The 16219-nt window shown below is 63.3% G+C and carries 17 protein-coding genes; 3 read left to right on the top strand and 14 right to left on the bottom strand.

Annotated elements, in window-relative coordinates; genetic code table 11:
- Position 1: 1 nt before the first annotated feature.
- The 7 genes from J5X93_RS05535 to ppc form a co-directional block, all read right to left on the bottom strand.
- Entirely contained in the window at positions 2-658 is a 657-nt protein-coding gene (locus J5X93_RS05535; RefSeq protein ID WP_102082245.1) for an extensin-like domain-containing protein, read from the bottom strand.
- Between the two features lie 40 nt (positions 659-698).
- Positions 699-1529 (bottom strand): isocitrate lyase/PEP mutase family protein, encoded by an 831-nt coding sequence (locus J5X93_RS05530; RefSeq protein ID WP_090346052.1) that lies wholly within the window; start codon positions 1527-1529, stop codon positions 699-701.
- A gap of 31 nt (positions 1530-1560) precedes the next feature.
- Entirely contained in the window at positions 1561-2430 is an 870-nt protein-coding gene (locus tag J5X93_RS05525; protein ID WP_102082211.1) for a DUF72 domain-containing protein, read from the bottom strand.
- 3 nt (positions 2431-2433) lie between these two features.
- Complete coding sequence (locus J5X93_RS05520) at positions 2434-2721, bottom strand: hypothetical protein (RefSeq protein WP_070575208.1); 288 nt, start codon at positions 2719-2721, stop codon at positions 2434-2436.
- A 128-nt stretch (positions 2722-2849) separates the two neighbouring features.
- The gene (gene tsaB / locus J5X93_RS05515) at positions 2850-3524 is read right to left on the bottom strand and encodes a tRNA (adenosine(37)-N6)-threonylcarbamoyltransferase complex dimerization subunit type 1 TsaB (RefSeq protein WP_182941650.1); all 675 of its coding nucleotides are present in this window, start codon (positions 3522-3524) and stop codon (positions 2850-2852) included.
- Between the two features lie 88 nt (positions 3525-3612).
- Positions 3613-4263: an adenylate kinase gene (gene adk / locus J5X93_RS05510; protein ID WP_043213782.1), complete on the bottom strand. Its 651-nt coding sequence runs from the start codon at positions 4261-4263 to the stop codon at positions 3613-3615.
- A gap of 257 nt (positions 4264-4520) precedes the next feature.
- Positions 4521-7148: a phosphoenolpyruvate carboxylase gene (gene ppc / locus J5X93_RS05505; RefSeq protein WP_182941652.1), complete on the bottom strand. Its 2628-nt coding sequence runs from the start codon at positions 7146-7148 to the stop codon at positions 4521-4523.
- Positions 7149-7312: 164 nt separating this feature from the next.
- Here ppc and J5X93_RS05500 point away from each other — a divergent pair, with 164 nt between their 5' ends.
- From J5X93_RS05500 to lptF, 3 genes are all read left to right on the top strand, one after another.
- Positions 7313-7633: a hypothetical protein gene (locus tag J5X93_RS05500; RefSeq protein ID WP_090346043.1), complete on the top strand. Its 321-nt coding sequence runs from the start codon at positions 7313-7315 to the stop codon at positions 7631-7633.
- A gap of 287 nt (positions 7634-7920) precedes the next feature.
- Complete coding sequence (locus J5X93_RS05495; protein WP_043213775.1) at positions 7921-8334, top strand: DUF4398 domain-containing protein; 414 nt, start codon at positions 7921-7923, stop codon at positions 8332-8334.
- A 51-nt stretch (positions 8335-8385) separates the two neighbouring features.
- Complete coding sequence (lptF, locus tag J5X93_RS05490) at positions 8386-9177, top strand: lipotoxin F family OmpA-related lipoprotein LptF (protein WP_043213773.1); 792 nt, start codon at positions 8386-8388, stop codon at positions 9175-9177.
- 103 nt (positions 9178-9280) lie between these two features.
- Here lptF and J5X93_RS05485 read toward each other — a convergent pair whose 3' ends face one another.
- The 7 genes from J5X93_RS05485 to prfB all read right to left on the bottom strand — a co-directional run bounded on the left by J5X93_RS05485 (position 9281) and on the right by prfB (position 16103).
- Positions 9281-9607, bottom strand: coding sequence for a PA3694 family proteiin (locus tag J5X93_RS05485; protein ID WP_043213771.1), 327 nt, complete (start codon positions 9605-9607; stop codon positions 9281-9283).
- Complete coding sequence (locus J5X93_RS05480; protein ID WP_090346040.1) at positions 9604-10527, bottom strand: alpha/beta hydrolase; 924 nt, start codon at positions 10525-10527, stop codon at positions 9604-9606. Before J5X93_RS05480 ends, J5X93_RS05485 begins: the two co-directional genes overlap by 4 nt.
- On the bottom strand, positions 10499-11776 hold the full coding sequence (locus J5X93_RS05475; protein WP_043213767.1) for a flavohemoglobin expression-modulating QEGLA motif protein: 1278 nt from the start codon (positions 11774-11776) through the stop codon (positions 10499-10501). The genes J5X93_RS05480 and J5X93_RS05475 overlap by 29 nt, the downstream gene beginning before the upstream one ends.
- 112 nt (positions 11777-11888) lie before the next feature.
- Positions 11889-12437, bottom strand: a complete 549-nt coding sequence (locus J5X93_RS05470) for a hypothetical protein (protein WP_182941656.1) — start codon at positions 12435-12437, stop codon at positions 11889-11891.
- Positions 12438-12483: 46 nt separating this feature from the next.
- The gene (locus J5X93_RS05465) at positions 12484-13188 is read right to left on the bottom strand and encodes a TetR/AcrR family transcriptional regulator (protein WP_090346037.1); all 705 of its coding nucleotides are present in this window, start codon (positions 13186-13188) and stop codon (positions 12484-12486) included.
- Positions 13189-13413: 225 nt separating this feature from the next.
- Entirely contained in the window at positions 13414-14916 is a 1503-nt protein-coding gene (gene lysS, locus J5X93_RS05460; RefSeq protein WP_043213762.1) for a lysine--tRNA ligase, read from the bottom strand.
- A gap of 91 nt (positions 14917-15007) precedes the next feature.
- A protein-coding gene (gene prfB, locus J5X93_RS05455; RefSeq protein WP_102082206.1) for a peptide chain release factor 2 occupies positions 15008-16103 on the bottom strand; the annotation gives its coding sequence in 2 pieces (ribosomal slippage) (positions 15008-16030 and positions 16032-16103; 1095 coding nt in all).
- Positions 16104-16219 lie beyond the last annotated feature (116 nt).

Raw genomic sequence — 16219 nt, 5'->3', positions numbered from 1 at the left:
CTCAGCGGCAGACCTGCCAGAGCCCCATGTCCAGGTGAAAGTGGTTGTGGTGCGCCGCGTTGTAGTCCGGCCCCAGCACCGTATTGAAACTGTTGCAGGCCGCGTCATGGACCTCCCGTAAAAACGCCGCCTTCTCCCCGCCCTTCTGCCAATCCCTCGCCAGCACGATGCGTTGTCCATCCTTGAGGCGAAAACCCGTGATATCCAATGCATTGGCGCTGGCATGCTGGCTGAGCCGACCTTGTTTACGGTGGTACACATTTCGGCAGGCAAAGCTGCCCAAGTGCTCGACCTGGGCCACGGGCTGGCCAAAAATTCGTTGCGCCGCGGGCTGCAGTCCATGCTTTTCGAACAACGCGTAGGCCACCGCCAATGGGCAAGACGCCAGGAAGCTGCTGCTAAGGCGCGCTTCGCCAGTTTCGATTCGCCACACGTTGCGCAGCGGGCAATTGGCCGTGGGCGCGCTGTCGGCCTGTGGCCGGTAGCGCAAGGCCGATGTCTGCAAAGCCTGCAGGCACAAACGTGGGTTCTCGCGCAGGCGCGCGAGCTTGTAGGGCGTCAGGAAGTTGGGCGGCTGGCGCACGTCCAGCACCGCCCAGGGGTTCCAGGCGGCAGGTGGTCGCCAGCCCAGATGCCACGCCAGGGCCGCCATTGCCATCAGGCCGACAACCAGCAGCGTGGCAACACGCACGGGCGCCTCAGCGACGGAACAGGTCGTTGAGCTCGGCAAACGGCAGGGCCTGCGCGCTGTAGCCGAACGAGCCCTGATCACGGATCTCCAGCGCCGCCCGCTGCAACGCTCCCAGCGCGGCGCGTGCGAGCGAGGAGCCTACGCTGATGCGCTTCACCCCCAGGTCCTGCAACTGGTTCACGCTAAGCGGCACACCAGCCAGCCCCATCAGCACGTTGACAGGCTTGGGCGCGACCGCCTGCACCACGGCGCGGATTTCTTCGACGTCGCGCAGGCCTGGGGCATAAAGCACATCGGCACCCGCCTCGGCATAGGCTTGCAGGCGCCGGATGGTGTCATCCAGGTCCAGGCGCCCGTGCAGCAGGTTCTCCGCGCGGGCGCAGAGGGTGAAGGGAAACGGCAGCGCACGAGCAGCCTGCACGGCGGCGCGCACCCGCTCCACCGACAAACCGAAGTCGTAGATAGGGTCGTCGCAGCGACCGCTGGCGTCTTCGATCGAGCCGCCCACCAGCCCTACCTCGGCCGCGCGCCGGATCGTCTCGGCACAATCCTGTGGCAGGTCACCGAAGCCGTTTTCCAGATCGGCGGCCACAGGTAACGGAGTCGCATCGACGATCGACCGGGCGTTACTCAGGGTTTCCTCCAGACTCAAGGCGCCTTCGGCATCCGGCCGCCCCAGGCTGAACGCCAAACCTGCACTGGTGGTGGCCAGGGCCTCGAAGCCGAGGCTTGCCAGCAGGCGGGCAGAACCTGCGTCCCAGGGGTTGGGAATGACGAAAGCGCCCTCACGCTCATGCATGGCCTTGAAGGCTTCGGCTCGCAGGGTTTGCACATCCATGGTCTCAACCTCGGCAGATAGTCAGGAGTCGTCAGAGTAGTCCCAGTTGTTCGACCTCGGGCGCACGCGGCAATTCCGGCAAAGGGTCAAGACCCGGCAAACGCGCCATCAGACGCTCATGAAAACGCAGGGCCAGGGCTGCGGCCTGCAGGTTGTCGGCGGTATGCAAAAAGACATAGGGACTGCGCCCTTCTTCGATCCAGGCGCCAACCTTTTCCACCCAGGGCGTGAGAAAGCTCTCGTTGGCCTCCAGCACCGGATGCCCGATGAATCGCACCTGAGGGTGCTGGCTGAATGCAGCCGGACGTGGCGGGACCCGTGGTTTCTTGGACTGTGCATGCAATACACCCGGCTCGCGCGAGGTGCAACTGAACAGCGCCCGTGGGTCCAGGCAGATGCGCTCGACACCCCGCTCGTGCAACAGCCGGTTGAGCTGGCGCTCCTCTTCGCCCCGGGCGAAAAACGCCTCGTTGCGCACCTCGACCGCCACCGGCACGCCGATTAGGTCGAGAAAATGACACAGCTCGCCAAGCCGCGAAGGGCCGAACTGGGCCGATAGCTGCAACCAGTACGGCGAAACCCGCTCGCCCAACGGCGCCATCAGCCGGGTGAATGCAAGCGCGGACTCCAGATGCTCACGCAGGTCCCCGTCATGGGTCACATCACCCGGAAACTTGGCGGTGAAGCGAAAATGCGTGGGCATGACCTGCGCCCAACGCTCCACCGTGGCAGGCGCGGGACGAGCATAGAAGGTCGTGTTGCCTTCGACGGCATTGAACACCCGGCTGTACAGGCCGAGAAATTCAGCAGGACGGGCGTCGGCGGGATAGAGGTAGTCGCGCCAGGCGTTTTCGCTCCAGGACGGACAACCGAGAAAGTAAGGCAGGGGCGATGGATTCATCCATCAAATGTACAGGTCCAACCCCAGCACTTCCATCTCCCAGTCGGTGAAACCGGCGGTGGCCAAGTAGCTGGCCAGAGCGGTAGCGGTGCGTCGATCACGGGCACGAGGAAAGATCATGTCTTGCTGGCGGGCTGGCAGACCACCGGAACGGCGGTTGGTGCGGGGCTCCTGAGGGGCTTCGACGTCCTCGACCAGTTCGGCATCGTCGATGTTCTCGTCGCGCACCGGTGCCTTACGCGGGGTGCGCTTGATCGGATAGGACTGGGAGGAGAAACCATCGATACGCATGGACAAGGCACTCAGGATCAATGATGGCAATTTAGCAGCATCAGAGATCCCTCGCTAATGCCCAATTGATAACTGGACCACAGTTCGCACAAAAGGTTGCGACGTCGCTGCGCCGACTGACGAGAGGCTCAGCGCGCCTTGGGTGTCGCTACGTTGTCGCGCAGGTACACAGGTTGCGCCTGCTCGGCCGGGATGGCCTCGCCGCGTGCCCAAGCGAAGCGGGCCAGCTCGAGGATGTCCAGGGCGTTGGGCAGCGAGCTGGCATCGCTTGCGCTCACCGGCACGGCCAGCCGTTCGCCATAACCCCATCCGGTGCCGGCGCCGAACCACTCGCCGGTGCAGGCCTCCGGTAGCTGCACACGTTCTGGCGGCAACACCGCCTCGCGCCCTACCAGGCGCATCTCGCCGTCATGGGCTTGATAGCAGCCCCAGTACACCTCGTCCATACGGGCATCAATGGCGGCGGCGACCTGCTGCACCCCGCGCTCACGCAGCGCACCCTGGGCCAGCGCCGCCAGGTTGGAGACCGGCAGCACCGGGCGCTCGAGAGCGAAGGCCAGGCCCTGGACCACACCGATGGCGATCCGCACCCCGGTGAACGCCCCGGGGCCACGACCGAAAGCAATGGCATCCACGTCGCTGAGCGCCACGCCTGACTCGGCCAGCAACTGCTTGATCATCGGCAGCAGCTTTTGCGCGTGCATGCGCGGGATCACCTCGTAATGGCTGGTCACCTTGCCGTCATGCAGCAGAGCGACGGAACAGGCTTCGGTAGCGGTATCCAGGGCCAGCAGGGTGGTCATCGAACGAGGTATCCAGGCAACGGGGAAAAGAGCGGCAGTATAAACGACAACGGCCCGCAAGCGGGCCGTCGTGACGCACGGAGATGGATCAGCTCAGGGCTGCCAGCACCTTGGCAGTGATCGCCTCGACCGAGCCGACACCTTCGATGTGGCTGTACTTCGGCTTGCCGTTGTTGGCGGCCGAGAGTTTCTGGTAGAAGTCAACCAGCGGCTTGGTCTGGCTGTGGTATACCGACAGGCGGTGACGCACGGTCTCTTCCTTGTCGTCGTCGCGCTGGATCAGGTCTTCGCCGGTGACATCGTCCTTGCCTTCCACTTTCGGCGGGTTGTGCTGAATGTGGTAGGTACGGCCCGAAGCCAGGTGCACACGGCGGCCGGCCATGCGGCCGACAATCTCTTCGTCGTCAACGGCGATTTCGATCACGGCGTCGATGTCGACACCTGCGGCGACCATGGCCTCGGCCTGGGGAATGGTGCGCGGGAAGCCGTCGAACAGGCAGCCCTTGGCGCAATCCGGCTGGGCGATGCGCTCCTTGACCAGGCTGATGATCAGCTCGTCGGAAACCAGCTGGCCGGCATCCATGACTTTCTTGAGTTCAAGGCCCAGCGGGGTGCCGGCCTTGACGGCGGCACGCAGCATGTCACCGGTGGAGATCTGTGGAATACCGAACTTCTCGGTGATGAACTTTGCCTGAGTACCTTTACCGGCCCCGGGAGCTCCCAGCAGAATTACGCGCATCTTGTGCTCCTCATATTTTTCTATGTAAATCAACGGATTCGGCGCAGAAGGCCAAGTCCGAAAAATCGGGTGAGACCGAAAATCGGTCAAAAGGCTGCTCAAGATACACAGCGCCCAGCAACCAGACAAGCGTCCCAAAGTTGCAGGAAATCGCCACTTGGGCCCGTTTCACGGCGCGGTTGCGCCCGGCGCAACCTGCCAGCACAACCTCGGCCGAGGGGCCTGCGGCCCCCAGCCAAGGTCAGCCGCCGAACGCCTCAACCGGTATTGCGAAGACCTGCGGCGATACCTGCCACCGTGACCAGCAGGGCCTGCTCCAATGGGCTGTCCAGAGCGGCTTCCCGGCTCCGAGAGCGCGCCAGCAATTCGGCCTGCAGGCGATGCAGCGGGTCCAGATAGGTATTGCGCAGGCTGATGAACTCCAGGGTCTCGGGGCTGTGAGCCAGTAGCACCGATTGCCCGGTCAACCCCAGCACCACCTGGCACGACTGCGACAATAGGTCGCGCAGATGTGCCCCCAGGGAAAGCAAGTGCGGTTGCACCAGACGTTCGTCGTAGGCCTTGGCAATCTCGGCATCGGCTTTCGCCAGCACCATCTCCAGCATGTCGATTCGGGTGCGGAAGAACGGCCACTGTTCACGCATCTGTCCCAACAGCTCGCCCTGCCCACGCGCCAGGGCATTGCTCAGGGCCGTCTCCCAGCCCAGCCAGGCCGGCAGCATCAGGCGCGTCTGGGTCCAGCCGAAGATCCACGGAATAGCACGCAGGCTCTCGATGCCGCCGGCACGGCGCTTGGCCGGACGGCTGCCCAGCGGCAGGCGTCCGAGCTCCTGCTCCGGCGTGGACTGGCGGAAGTACTCGACGAAGTCGGGGTTTTCCCGCACCACGGCGCGATACGCCTTGACGCCGTCGGCAGCAAGCTGGTCCATCAGCTCGCGCCAGGCGGGCTGCGGGGGTGGCGGCGGCAACAGGGTCGCCTCGAGCACGGCGGCCAGATACAGGTTGAGGTTCTGCTCGGCGATGCCGGGCAGGCCGAACTTGAAGCGGATCATTTCGCCCTGCTCGGTGGTGCGGAACCGCCCGCCCACCGAGCCGGGTGGCTGCGACAGGATCGCCGCGTGGGCTGGCCCGCCGCCTCGGCCGACAGTGCCACCACGGCCATGGAACAACAGCAGCTCGACCTGATGCTCTCGACAGATGCGCACGAGGTTTTCCTGAGCCCGGTACTGGGCCCAGGCCGCCGCTGTGGTACCTGCGTCCTTGGCCGAGTCGGAATACCCGATCATCACCTCCTGCGGTCCATGCAAGCTGGCACGATAGCCCGGCAGGCCCAGCAGGCGCGCCATCACCGGCCCGGCGTTGTCCAGGTCGGCGAGGGTCTCGAACAGCGGCACCACGCGCATGGGCCGGGTCAGGCCGGCCTCCTTGAGCAGCAATTGCACAGCCAGCACATCGGATGCGGCCCCGGCCATGGAGATGACATAGGACCCCAGCGAAGCCGCCGGCGCGGCGGCAATCTCGCGGCAGGTGGCAAGCACTTCGGCAGTCTCGGCGTCGGGCTTGAAGTGCGCAGGCAACAACGGCCGGCGGTTTTTCAGTTCCGCCTGAAGGAACGCGATGCGCTGTTCCTCGTCCCAGTCGGCATAGCGCCCCAGGCCCAGGTAGTCGGTGATTTCGGTCAGCGCATCGCGGTGCCGGGCGGCATCCTGACGCACGTCCAGGCGCACCAGGAACAAGCCGAAGGTCACGGCCCGACGCAAGGTGTCGAGCAGCGGGCCGTCAGCGATGACACCCATGCCGCATTCATGCAGGGACTGATAGCACAGCTCAAGCGGCTCGATCAGCTCGCGGTTGCTGGTCAGCACATCGGCCCCAGGTGCCTGGGCGCTGCTCAGCGCCGCATGGGCCCAGGCACGGGTGGCGCGCAGGCGTTCGCGCACTTGCTTGAGCAACGCACGATAAGGCTCGGCACTGTCACCCACGCGCTCGCGCAGGGCATTGTTGGCCTGCTGCATCGACAGCTCGGCAGCCAGGTAGTCGATGTCACGCAGGAATAGGTCAGCCGCCATCCAGCGGGCCAGCAGCAGCACTTCGCGGGTCACCACCGCGGTGACATTGGGGTTGCCATCGCGATCGCCGCCCATCCAGGAGGCGAAACGGATCGGCGCGGATTCCAGCGGCAAGCGCAGACCAGTCGCTTCGAATAACGCGTGATCTACCTTGCGCAGGTGGTTGGGGATCGCCTGCCACAAGGAATGCTCGATCACCGCGAAGCCCCACTTGGCCTCGTCCACCGGCGTCGGCCGGGTGCGCCGGATTTCCTCGGTGTGCCAGGCCTCGGCGATCAGACGCCGTAAGCGCTCACGCACCTGTTGGCGCTCAGCAGGTGTCAGGTCACGGTGATCCTGCGCAGCCAACTGGCCGGCGATGGCATCGTATTTCTGGATCAGTGTACGGCGGGCCACTTCGGTGGGGTGGGCGGTGAGCACCAGCTGGATGTCCAGCTTGGCCAACTGCCTGGCGAGGGCATCGTCCGAATGACCGGCCTGCTTCAGCCGAGTCAGTAATTCCGGCAGCACGTGCGCTTCGAAAGGCTCGGGTTGGCCAACATCGCGACGGCGGATCAACTGGTACTGTTCGGCGATGTTCGCCAGGTTGAGAAACTGGTTGAAAGCCCGAGCCACCGGTAGCAGGTCGTCGTCGGCCAGATCGCCCAAGGTCGAACTCAGTTGCTCTGCAGCGCCACGGCGGTCGGCCTTGGCACTGTGGCGGATGTCTTCGATCTTCTGCAGGAACGCCTCGCCATGCTGCTGGCGAATGGTCTCGCCCAGCAGTTCACCCAACAGATGGACATCCTCACGCAAGCGTACATCGATATCGGTCATCGGCCTTCTCTCCGGCGCGGCTCACCGCGCATCCGCTCAGGAACATTGCCCAAGAGTGCCCATGGCAAGGCCGTACTGGCAAGCCGGTTCGGCACCGAGCAACTAAAGTGAATGCAAGGCATCCGAAGTCATGCCCACTTCAGGTTTCGAGCGAGGAGTTTTCCATGGACACCTTCAGGCACATGCTGGACAGCTGGGAATCCAAGGCCCGCGAGAGCTGCGAACGCGTCGAATACACCCTTACCCTGCACAAGCAGGACTTGGTCAAGATCAAGGCATTCGCGCAGGCCTACGGGCTGGACGAGGCCTTCGTCACGGAGAGCCTGTTGCAATCCGCCATCAAGGAGGCGGAAAAGGCCATCCCCTACGTCAAAGGCTCGCAGGTGATCCGTGTCGAGGAGGGCGAGGAGATCTACGCCGACATCGGCAAGACACCCGCCTACGTGCAGGCCGAACAGGCACTGTCGAAAAGTCTTTCGAGTTGACACTTGCCCCCGCGTTGGCGGGGCACGGGACTGCTGCCCCGCCTCGCCCCGTTCGCCTTGTCGCACAGTCTTGATTTGCCACCGATCCCCTTCCACGGTCCCTGCACGTCTGCACAGGCTCGGCATTTTTTTCTGAACTATCGGAAAAAAGCCCAAGTCACAGCCTGTAGCCATCACGCTAAAACCCTGCACACACGCCGTTGTGCACAGTTCGGCCGAAATGCGCGCAGATGACAGGGAAAAAGCGATGGACTGCTAAGGATACCGTCGTAAACAGGAGTGATCCCATGGAGCTGACCATCATGAAGACCCGCACACCTCACCCCTCCTCCACGCCGCTGCGCGGGCTCAAGCTCGCCGCGCTGGCGCTGGGCGGCAGCCTGCTGCTGGCCGGTTGTGCCGGAAAACCGCCCTCCGAGCAATACGCCGTCACCCAGTCCGCGGTCAATTCCGCGGTCAGCGCCGGTGGCACCGAGTTTGCCGCCGTGGAAATGAAGGCTGCCCAGGACAAGTTCAAGCAGGCCGAGATCGCCATGCATGACAAGCAGTACGACGAAGCCAAGCGCTTGGCTGAACAAGCCGAGTGGGATGCACGCGTGGCCGAGCGCAAGGCTCAGGCCGCCAAGGCGCAGAAGGCCCTGCAGGACAGCCGTGAAGGTGTCCAGGACCTTCGCGAGGAAGGCCTGCGCAGCGCCGAATGAGCGCTGCCCTGCCCCGTTTGAGCCTTCGTCATTGATCAAAGGATGAACACTATGCGCAATTACCTCATGATCCCCACCCTGCTGGCCCTGTGCGTAGGCCTTGCTGCCTGCGCCCATGATCCGAACCCCAATCTCGAGTCCGCCCGCACCAACTTCTCCAGCCTGCAAAGCGATCCGCAGGCCAGCAAGCTGGCGGCCCTCGAGACCAAGGACGCCCAGGACTGGCTGAACAAAGCCGACAAGGCATTCATGGAGCGCGAGGACGACAAGACAGTCGACCAGTTGGCCTACCTGACCAACCAGCGCGTGGAAGTGGCCAAACAGACCATCGCCCTGCGCTCGGCTGAAAACGAGTTGAAGAACGCCTCCGCACAACGCGCTCAGGCCCGCCTGGACGCCCGTGACGCACAGATCCGCAAGCTGCAGGAAAGCCTCAACGCCAAGCAGACTGATCGAGGCACCCTGGTGACCTTCGGGGATGTACTGTTCGACTTCAACAAGGCCGAGCTCAAGAGCAGCGCCTACCCCAACATCACCAAGCTGGCCCAGTTCCTCCAGGAAAACCCTGAGCGCAAGGTCATCGTCGAGGGATACACCGACAGCGTCGGCTCGGCGAGCTACAACCAAGGCCTGTCGGAACGACGCGCCAACAGCGTGCGCATGGCCCTGGTACGCGCAGGTGTCGACCCGGCACGCATCGTCGCCCAGGGTTACGGCAAGGAGTACCCAGTCGCCGACAATGGCAGCAACACTGGCCGCGCCCAGAACCGTCGGGTGGAGGTGACCATCTCCAATGACAACCAGCCGGTGCAGCCGCGTTCGGTAAGCCAGATCCAACAGTAAGGCTGGCGCAATGAAACAAAAAAGCCCCGCGATCGTCGCGGGGCTTTTCTTTGTCTGTCCTGGCTCTTCGCGGCTTTCGCCGCGAAGGCATCCAGAATGCAGGTCATTGCAGCTGTTGCGGGGTCTCCTGCCCCATACAGCGAATGGCACGCTTGCGGTTGTCCACCAGCACGCCAGTCAGGCCCTTCTGCTGGGTGTCGAACAGCACCAGCACGCCATCGACGCACTGCGCCACCTGGGGCGCCGGGTCGAGGGAGACTTTGTAGTCCTCGCCGGGGAGGGTCTTGAGCATGGTGTAGTCCTGCAGCAACAGGGCGTCCTCGGGCTTGGCGAAATGCAAGTAACCGTAATACCAAAGGGTCCCTACCGTCACGATGATGGTACCCACGGCGGTCAGGATCATCGGGATGGCGTTGCGTTCTTCACTCATTGCGCGTTCTTCTCATCAGGGTAATTGGGCACTTCGGCTAGTCGCCGAAGGCCATCGAAATGGCTGGGGTCGTCGAGGAAGCGCAGCATCACCTGGCGCCACGTCGGGTCGGCGAAGGTCTGCACATGCCCGCCTCGGGTCAGTTGCAGCACCCGAGGTGGCGGGGCGTGCTGGTACAGACGGATGCCGCTGTCCATGGGCACCAGGTCGTCGTCGATGCTGTGGAAAAACAGCTTGGGCGGGGTGTCCAGGCGCTCGATCGAGCGGATCGCGCTGTCGCCGTCCGGCACCAGCCAGGACAATGGCACCTGCAACGGCCAGGTCAGCCATGACGTACTCAGGGCAAAGCGCCCCACTTCCCGATAGCTGGCGGGTACACCGTCGAATACCAGCGCACTGAAGCGCTGACGTTGCTCAGGATGGGCCGCCAGGTAGTGAATGGCCATGGCGCCGCCGAGGCTCTGGCCCAGCAGCACCAAGGGCTTGCCTTGGACCTGCGAGGCGTTGTCCAGCCAATCCATGGCCGCCTCGATGTCTTGGTAAACCGCCGGCAGGCTCGGCTTGCCCTGGGAGAGGCCATAGCCGCGATAGTCGATCATCAGCACCTGGTAGCCCTGCTCCGGCAGCCAATAGCTGCCGCCCAGATGCCAGGCCAGGTTGCCGCCATTGCCATGCAGGTGCAATACCGTGCCCTTGACCTGGACCCCTGGCTTGACCGGCATCCACCAGCCGTGAAGACGCGTACCGTCGGCGGCGATGAGGGTCACGTCACGAAATTCGAGCTTCGCCTTCTGCGGGGTGAACGGCAGGCCCGGCTCCGGGAAGAACAACAAGCTGCTACACCCCGACAATCCCAGCACGAGCAAGCCCAGGATGAGGCGGCGACAGGCTTCAGAGAATGTTCGCGTAGTCGGCTTCAATACGATCCAGGCTCAGGTGGTTGAGGAAGTTGGAGAAGCACATCCACGCAGACAGGGCGTTGAGGTCGCGGAACTGTTCCGGCAGGTACTTGGGCGGCTCCACCAGGCCCTCCTCGACCAACTGACGCAAGGTGCGCATGTCTTCCAGGGTGGTCTTGCCGCAGAACAACAGCGGGATCTGCTCGAGCTTGCCTTTCTTCACGGCCAACTGAATGTAGTTGTAAACCATGATGAAACCCTTGAGATAGGACAAGTCCTTGGTAAATGGCAGTCCGTTGGGCACCGACCCGCGAAATACCCGGCTGGCATTGCTGTAGCTCTGGGCCATCTCGAAGCCCTGGCCGCGGAAGAACTCGTAGACCTGCAAGAAGTCCGCCCCCTCCTCCACCATGTGGATGGCCCGGGTGCGGTTGGTGAGCTTGCGCAGGCGGCTGGGGTAGGAGGCGAAAGCGATCACCTCCATGAGAATGGCCAACCCTTCCTGGGTCACGGTCGACGAAGGAGGCCCCTTCGCCAGGAACGTGCAGATCGGCTGGTTGAGGCCATTGAGCGTGGTGCCCACGTGCACCAGGCCTTCGTGGACCTCCAGTGCGCGCACGTCTCGGCTGTTGAACATCGCGTCGGCACGCACCTTGATGTAATCGGCACCGGCCGCAGCGTCGGCCACGATACCGTCGGACTCGAACACGCGGATGGTCTCCTCGGCCTCGCCGAAGACCTTGTTCAAGCGCCGCTGAAGGATCGCTACGGCTTCCTTGGCGGTAAGGTTCTTCGGCTCGTCCTTCAGGTCGCCCCGGCCGTCGATGTTGTTCAGATAATCGGACAGCATCAGGCCCAGGTCGGCCAGGGTCGGGTCGCCGGCATGGAAGGCGTCGGAAGCCGCGCCATACAGCTCCTGGGAAATCAGGCCGAAATCCTCGGTGCCACGGGCTTCGAGCATGCGCACCACCATGCGGTACTCCTTGCACATGCGCCGCATGATCTGCCCGACCGGGTTGAACTGACCGAGCTGGCGAGTGATGTCACGCTCGATGCTCTGGAACTCGGCCTTCACCGAGTTGGAATCGAACGACAGCGGTCGCCCCTGGTAATAGGCACGGTCCACGGCCGGGGGCTCCTTGCCCTTGGCCTTGAGAAAGCCGTTGCGGATATTGTCGTCCCACTTCACCGCATCGAGCACGCGGATGGGCGTCTGCGCCGCGACGATGCGGTCGGAGAGCGCGCGTATGGTCTGCTGGTACTCGTCCACCCCGGACTCCTTGTTGAATCAAGCTCGTGCTCGGCCCCTTCGCGGGCAGACCCGCTCCCACAGGTACAGCGTGAACGCCCGCGAAGAGGCCAGCCAAGCCAGCGATAGTGCGCTATTTGCCACTTCGCTGGAAGCGTGCCACCTCGACGAACAGGTCGGAGTTGGCCGGATCGTCCAGATAGGCCAGCACCCGCGCCGACGGGCTGTCGATCAGCACACCTTCGCCGTTGTCCTCCGGCACCTCGGTGCTGCGTCCGGTCAACTCCTTCTTCTTGACCGCCTGCTGCACTTGGTCGACATCGAGGTTGTAGAGCACAAGCTCCTTGCCATCGATGACCTCGAAGCCGCCGATCAGGAAGTTGCCGCCCAGGCGCTTGGGCACACCGGCCGACAGATACCAGCGATTGCCATGCTGGGACACGGTAAAGACATATTCTTCCGGCGCCTTGCCCTTGGCCGTGGCCACCGCTTTATAGGCATCCCCGCCCACACGGCTGATGCTGAGCTTGAGCGGCTCGCCCCAGGCGTCCTTGCTGCTCCACTTGCCAAGCAGAGCCTTGGGCGCTGCCTGGTTGCTGGGCAGAGGCTCATGGAAGGTCACCAGACATCCACCGAGCAGCAGGAATGACAAAGTCAACAACACCAGACGCCAGGCTTTCATCAGGTTCTCCTTGAAAAGATCGATCGCCCCTCGGGCCGGTCGTGGCCTAGGCCGATGCCAGCACCAGGTGCAGGTATCGGGTAAGGATAGCGAGCATCTGCCCATCGGCTTGCGCATTCGCATCCTTGAGCAGGCCCTGATATTCCATCTGCTCGATTATGGCCGTCAACATCTGAGCATCCTGCTCGGGCTGACGCGACCCCACCACCTGCAGCATTTGCCGTGCGCCGTGCAGGAGGATCTGCTCGTGGGCGCTGACCAGTTCAGCCAGACGCGGGCACAGCAAGGCCTCCTGGCGGAAGGCTTGCTCGGCCATGATGAAGTCACGCCGAGTGTGCAACTGACGGCTGACATAATCGGCCATCATGCGCGCCACCTCGTCCGCCAGGCGTGCCCGGGCCGCGGGGCTGCCGTCGCCCTGGGCGAGCAACTGGCGCAGCACCACTTCGGAACTGGCCCAGAGCTTGGCCATGTAGGCGGCGCTGCGCTCGACGTACTGAGCGAAGGTGTCGGTCAGCAGGTCTTCGATGTCCTTGAAGTAATAAGTGGTCGCCGACAGCGGAACGCCGGCCTCGGCGGCCACCGCTCGGTGACGTACACCGCGCACGCCGTCACGCACGATGATGCGCATTGCCGCGTCGAGAATTTGCTGCCGGCGCTGCTCGCTGCCTTGGCGGGCTGTCTTGCGCCCCTGGTATTGCACGCTTTCGGCGACGGCGCTTGCCACGCCTGCCGCGCCTTGTTGGGCCATTGCGGGAGTCACGATGAATACCTCGTTGAATCTCGGTGAGGGTCGATCCCCTCTGCTTTGAGTAAAGACGGTTGTAGCTTGTTGCGGCCCAATTACGATCAAGGCCACGCCTGATAGGTTCGGTGGTGCTTCAAAAACGACTCGGCACCTGCGCCGTGACCAATCAGTCACTTTCGAACCGCAGGCATGAAAAAGCCGCCCCGAAAGGCGGCTTGTTCAGGATGCTCAGGCCTGTGGACGCATGTGCGGGAACAGGATCACATCACGGATCGACGGCGAATTGGTCAGCAGCATGACCAGGCGGTCGATGCCGATGCCTTCACCTGCGGTAGGTGGCATGCCGTATTCCAGAGCGCGAACGAAGTCGGCATCGTAGTGCATGGCCTCGTCGTCACCGGCGTCCTTCTCGGCCACCTGGGCCAGGAAACGCTCAGCCTGGTCTTCGGCGTCATTGAGCTCGGAGTAGGCATTGGCAATCTCGCGGCCACCGATGAACAGCTCGAAGCGATCGGTGACGGCAGGGTTCTCGTCGTTGCGACGGGCCAGCGGCGACACTTCGAACGGGTACTCGGTGATGAAATGCGGCTGCTCCAGCTTGTGCTCGACCAGCTCTTCGAAAATCATCACCTGCAGCTTGCCCAGGCCTTCATGGCCGAGCACCTTGGCGCCGGCCTTCTTGGCGATCTCACGGGCGCGGTCGACGTCCTGCAGGTCGGCGGCGGTGAGCTCAGGGTTGTACTTGAGGATCGACTCGAACACCGACAGGCGGGCGAACGGCTCGCCGAAGTGGAACACCTTGTCGCCGTACGGCACATCGGTGGTGCCCAGAACCAGTTGCGCCAGCTCGCGGAACAGCTCTTCGGTGAGGTCCATGTTGTCGCGATAGTCGGCGTAGGCCTGGTAGAACTCGAGCATGGTGAACTCGGGGTTGTGCCGGGTCGAGACGCCTTCGTTACGGAAGTTGCGGTTGATCTCGAACACTTTCTCGAAGCCACCCACAACCAGCCGCTTGAGGTAAAGCTCCGGCGCGATACGCAGGAACATGGCCATGTCCAGGGCGTTGTGGTGGGTTTCGAACGGCTTCGCCGCCGCGCCACCTGGAATGGTCTGCAGCATCGGCGTCTCGACTTCGAGGAAGTCGCGTTCGATCAGGAACTTGCGGATGTGCGAGATGACCTGGGAACGGACACGGAAGGTGTGGCGGGTTTCCTCGTTGACCATCAGGTCGACATAGCGCTGGCGGTAGCGCTGCTCGGTGTCGGTCAGGCCGTGGTGCTTGTCCGGCAGCGGGCGCAGCGACTTGGTCAGCAGGCGCACGTTGGTCATCTCGACGTACAGGTCGCCCTTGCCCGAACGGGCCAGGGTACCTTCGGCACTGATGATGTCGCCCAGGTCCCAGGTCTTGACAGCGGCCAGGGTCTCTTCGGGCAGGGTCTTGCGGTTGACGTAGACCTGGATGCGACCAGTCATGTCCTGGATGACCATGAACGAGCCACGGTTGAGCATGATGCGACCGGCTACCTTGACCGGAATCGCGGCTGCTTCCAGCTCTTCCTTGGTCTTGTCCGCGTACTGCTTCTGCAGGTCGTTGCAGTAGCTGTCGCGACGGAAGTCGTTGGGGAAGGCGTTGCCCTTGGCACGCTCGGCGGCAAGTTTTTCCTTGCGCAGTGCGATCAGGGCGTTTTCTTCCTGTTGCAGGTCTTGCGATTCGGTCTTGAGGTCGCTCATGTCGTCATTGTTTCCATCAGGTGTTCGTTGCCCCTGTCGGGCAGGGCACGCGATACGGGCCGGGCCTCGTATCGCGGCGGTCGTGTACGGTTTACAGCCCCTGCTTGAGGCTCGCTTCCAGGTACTGGTCGAGGTCGCCGTCCAGGACCTTCTGGCAGTCGCTGCGCTCGACGCCGGTACGCAGGTCCTTGATGCGCGAGTCATCGAGCACGTAGGAGCGGATCTGGTGACCCCAGCCGATGTCCGACTTGCTGTCTTCCAGAGCTTGGGAGGCGGCATTGCGCTTTTGCATCTCCAGCTCGTACAACTTGGCCCGCAGCATCTTCATGGCGGTGTCCTTGTTGGCGTGCTGGGAACGTTCGTTCTGGCAGGCCACCACGGTGTTGGTCGGCACGTGGGTGATACGGACCGCCGAATCGGTAGTGTTCACGTGCTGACCACCTGCACCGGAGGAGCGGTAGGTGTCGATGCGAAGGTCGGCCGGGTTGATCTCGATCTCGACCTTGTCGTCGATCTCGGGCGAGACGAACACCGCCGAGAACGAGGTGTGGCGACGGGCTCCGGAGTCGAACGGGCTCTTGCGCACCAGGCGGTGCACACCGATCTCGGTACGCAGCCAGCCGAACGCGTATTCGCCCTTGATGTGTACGGTCGCGCCTTTGATGCCGGCGACTTCACCCTCGGAGAGCTCGATGATGGTGGCATCGAAACCACGCTTGTCGGCCCAGCGCAGGTACATGCGCAGCAGGATATTGGCCCAGTCCTGCGCCTCGGTGCCACCGGAACCGGCCTGGATGTCCAGGTAGGCGTTGTTCATGTCCATCTCGCCGCTGAACATACGACGGAACTCAAGCTGGGCCAGGTTTTCTTCCAGGCCTTGCAGCTCGGTCACAACGTCGTTGACGGCGCCTTCGTCGTTTTCCTCGACGGCCATGTCGAGCAGGTCCTTGCAGTCGGACAGGCCATTGGACAGTTTGTCCAGGGTCTCGACGACCTGCGCCAGCATGGCGCGCTCACGGCCCAAGCCCTGAGCGTACTCGGGCTTGTTCCAGACGGCAGGGTCTTCCAGTTCGCGATTGACTTCGATCAGGCGATCAGCTTTTTGATCGTAGTCAAAGATACCCCCGAATGGACTGGGAGCGTTCGGTGAGGTCCTTGATGGTGTTCAGGATCGGTTGGATTTCCATGGGCGGGCTACTCGTGCGAATTCGGTGAAAAGCCCGCGAGTATAACGCAGTCCTCGCCCCGACGGCAGACCCGCCGGGCGGTAACCGCGAGGGCCGCCGCTAATGGTGTGGACGCT

It is taken from the genome of Pseudomonas sp. BYT-1 (assembly GCF_023611805.1).
Lineage (GTDB): Bacteria > Pseudomonadota > Gammaproteobacteria > Pseudomonadales > Pseudomonadaceae > Aquipseudomonas > Aquipseudomonas guariconensis.
This window is presented reverse-complemented; position numbering and strand designations above follow the sequence as displayed.